At 60.7% G+C, this 3372-nt stretch carries 5 protein-coding genes and 1 pseudogene; all 6 read left to right on the top strand.

From position 1 onward, the window contains the following. Positions 1-139: 139 nt before the first annotated feature. Positions 140-613, top strand: coding sequence for a Na+/H+ antiporter subunit E (locus tag MOV61_RS29215; protein ID WP_247039308.1), 474 nt, complete (start codon positions 140-142; stop codon positions 611-613). Further along, positions 610-1014: a cation:proton antiporter gene (locus tag MOV61_RS29210; protein WP_038541144.1), complete on the top strand. Its 405-nt coding sequence runs from the start codon at positions 610-612 to the stop codon at positions 1012-1014. Before MOV61_RS29215 ends, MOV61_RS29210 begins: the two co-directional genes overlap by 4 nt. Then, positions 1011-1355: a monovalent cation/H(+) antiporter subunit G gene (gene mnhG, locus MOV61_RS29205; RefSeq protein ID WP_038541147.1), complete on the top strand. Its 345-nt coding sequence runs from the start codon at positions 1011-1013 to the stop codon at positions 1353-1355. The genes MOV61_RS29210 and mnhG overlap by 4 nt, the downstream gene beginning before the upstream one ends. A 439-nt stretch (positions 1356-1794) precedes the next feature. Further along, entirely contained in the window at positions 1795-2226 is a 432-nt protein-coding gene (locus tag MOV61_RS29200; RefSeq protein ID WP_038541152.1) for a MucR family transcriptional regulator, read from the top strand. A 313-nt stretch (positions 2227-2539) separates the two neighbouring features. Further along, positions 2540-2974: a helix-turn-helix domain-containing protein gene (locus tag MOV61_RS29195; RefSeq protein WP_247139084.1), complete on the top strand. Its 435-nt coding sequence runs from the start codon at positions 2540-2542 to the stop codon at positions 2972-2974. Next, a pseudogene (locus tag MOV61_RS29190) lies at positions 2967-3372 on the top strand (hypothetical protein); the annotation flags it as partial. The gene MOV61_RS29195 and the pseudogene MOV61_RS29190, both read left to right, overlap by 8 nt.

The raw sequence follows: 3372 nt of genomic DNA, 5'->3' as shown, positions 1-3372 counted from the left end.
CGCTCGGCTGCCTGACGGCGCTCGTCGTCCTTTTCGGCCTGCTGCCGGAGCCGCTGCTCGATCTGGCCCAGACGGCGGCGGAGGGGCTCGGCGAACCGGCGGCCTATATCCATTCGGTCTTCCCGGGAGGGACAGCACGATGATCACCTATATCCTGTCTCTGGTATTTGCCGTCGTCTGGGTCACTGTAACCGGCAGCGCGACGCTGCAAAACCTGATCTTCGGTTTTGTGCTGTCGACGCTGGCGCTCTGGATCGTCCGCGACGAGATGGGCGCCCGCGGCTATTGGCGGCGGCTCGGCCGCATCCTGTCGCTGCTCGCCCTGTTCCTGAAGGAGCTGGCGCTGTCTGCCTGGAAAGTGGCGGTGCTGGTGATGAGCCCGCGCATGGACCTCAAGCCCGGCATCTTCGCCTTTCCGCTGACCGTCACCCGCGATTTCGAGATCACCCTGCTTGCCAACCTCATCACGCTGACGCCGGGCACGCTGTCGGTCGATGTCTCCGAGGACCGCAAGACGCTGTTCGTCCACGCGATCGACTGTTCCGATGTCGAGGCCACGAAACGGGATATCGCCAACGGCTTCGAGCGCAAGATCATGGAGGCGTTCCGATGACGACGGCTGAAATGATCCTCTCCTATGCGGTCTGGCTGGCGCTCGTGGTGCTCTGCGTCTCCTTCCTGCTCACCGTCTGGCGGGTGATCAGGGGGCCGACGCTTCCAGACCGGGTCGTGGCGCTCGACATGCTGACCGGCATCGTCATCGGCTTCATCGCCCTGATCGCCATCCGCACTGGCTTCACGCTCTATATCGATATCGCCATCTCGCTCGGCCTGGTCGGGTTCCTGGCGACCGTCGCCTTCGCACGCTTCATCCTGTCGCGCGGCGGTCGGGAAACGCCGAAGCCGGACATGATGAAGACATTCACGGCATCGGTGCCCGAACCGCGCCGTAAATCTGCAACAAGGCGCCCGCCCGGCACCGGACCGGCCGTCAGGCGGAAGGCAAAGAAATGATGGATATCCTGCTGGCCACGATAACCGCCCTTCTGATGCTTGGCGGCGCCGGGTTCGCACTGGTGGCGGCAATCGGCCTCAATCGGTTGCCGGATCTCTATACCCGGATGCACGCGGCATCGAAGGCCGGCACGGTTGGCTCCGGGCTGCTGCTGCTGGCGGTCGGCGTCCATGCGGGCGATCTGCCGACATTTGCAAGAGCCCTTGCAGGCTTCTTCTTCTTCGTGCTGACCGCGCCGATTTCGGCGCATCTACTCGCTATGGCAGCACATAAGATCGGATATCCACTTTACGCTGAGTCAGTCCGGGATGAAATGAAGGATTACGATAAGCGAATATAATCCCGTCGAGGACGAGTTATAACCCTGTCTTGACTGAGCAAATGCTCATCTATTCATCAGTAAAGCTGACGTGGGAGCGATATAGGCCGCAGAAAGGCTGGTAACTCGCGAAAATCGCACTTGGAGATAAAGCGAAGCAGTGGTACTTCGTTACAAGTAGAGTGCAGATGTTGTTTCAGATTAGGCGTTCCCTCGTCAATTCGGTGAAGTCGACAAGTTCTTTGGATTGAGGAACGATAAACGTCGATCACGGACCTGGGCAAGCTTTAATCGAACGCAATATCCGGTGCGAACCGTTTTCTTTTCCGCATGGAGCTTAGGGGTAGGCTTCGGTCGCAAGACGGCGGTCGGGCAATGGTTTCGCTCCGAGAAGCTCTACGAACGGGCAGGTGTCGCGGAGGTCGCGGGGCCAGCCAGTCACTTAAACAGGAGACAGGAAATGACAGACATCGCATTGGGCAAAAGCCCCGATCTGCTGGTGGAGTTGACCGCAGATATTGTGGCGGCCTATGTGAGCAACCATGTGGTGCCCGTCAGCGATCTTTCGAACTTGATCGCAGACGTGCATACGGCGTTGAGCAACACCTCTTCGCCGGCACCGGTTGTAGCGGCCATTGAAAAGCCGAAGCCTCCGGTTCCGATCAAGAAATCGATCGAAGACGACTATCTCATCTGCTTGGAGGACGGGCAGAAGTTCAAGTCGCTGAAGCGGCATCTGATGACCCATTACAACATGACGCCGGAAGAATATCGCGAGAAGTGGGGCCTGCCGGCCGACTATCCGATGGTAGCGCCCGCCTATGCGGAAGCCCGTTCCAGGCTCGCCAAGGAAATGGGTCTCGGCCAGCGCCGCAAGCGCGGCAAGGTCTGAGCCGGGCCAACGCCCGGCAAAGGCACCGGGAGGATTTGAAACCATCCCGATGAGGACCGATCGCGCCAGCGACCGGCGGGTGATTTCGGCATCAAACACAGATGCGGATAAAGAGCCGGGCGACCGTACGCCCGGTTTTTCCTTTTTAGCGACCTGGTCACGGGCAAGATGTGAGGAAAAAAATCCCATTATCTTTCCATGACTTGCGGAAATCATCAACGATTTCAGCTGATAATTGCGGAGGGGCGGTTTTCAGCGTCCCCGCTTTTGCTCTAGGGTGTATGAATTAATTCCTATTTATTGAGGAGTTGTCATGCCTTTCGAGCGATATTCCGAGCCTTCCGCCCCGCCGTCCTCGGCGCGATTTTCCCCGCCAGTGCCAATGGATGCGACTGCCGGTACGCCGCGGCTTCCCGCCAGCCTGCCGCTCAGGAGCGTCTGCCGCATCGTCCGTCAGATGGTCTGCGAACTGGTCCAGCTCTTCGGCGACCGGGTGGTGCTGCGCCGCGACCGGCGCCGGCTATCCTGCCATGTGCGCCAGATCGCCATGTATGTCTGCCATGTAGCGCTCCAGATTTCGATGAGCGACATCGGCGAAGCGTTCGGCCGCGACCGCACCACCGTCGGCCATGCCTGCCACGTGGTGGAAGATCGCCGCGACGACCTGGCCTTCGACGAGTTCATCTCGGCGGTCGAACGCATCGTCACCGCCGTTTTCGGCCTCTCGGAGGTGGTAGCCCATGACTGATGCGATCGGAAAGCCCATGACCGGCAAGGCAGATATTCCAGACCTCAAACGGCATCTCCTGCGCCTGATCCGCCAGCTTGCCCGCGGCGAATGCACGATCGAGACCGGGGAGGGTGCCGAAGTCCGCCTCACCGGAGCCGAGGAGCGGCTTTATCCGCAGGCGGTAATCGCCAGAGCCCGTTCGCTCGGGCTGGTGCAGCTTTCCGAAAGCGGGCGTATCGCCGCAAGTGTCGAGGCGCCCAGCTTCCTGCGCCGGGCGCTGGTGATGGGCGAGGAGGCCTTTGTCGAGCAGCATGGCGAGATCGTCGTGACCTCCGCCGAGATCGACGGCGCCCGACAGCCGGTGCGCCGCAACCTGGCCGAATCGCCGCTCGGCACGATCGCCCGGATGAAGGATC

Origin of the sequence: Neorhizobium sp. BETTINA12A (assembly GCF_023006485.1) — a bacterium.
Lineage (GTDB): Bacteria > Pseudomonadota > Alphaproteobacteria > Rhizobiales > Rhizobiaceae > Neorhizobium.
Note: the sequence above shows the minus strand (reverse complement) of the source record. Positions and strands in the feature narration are given on the sequence as shown.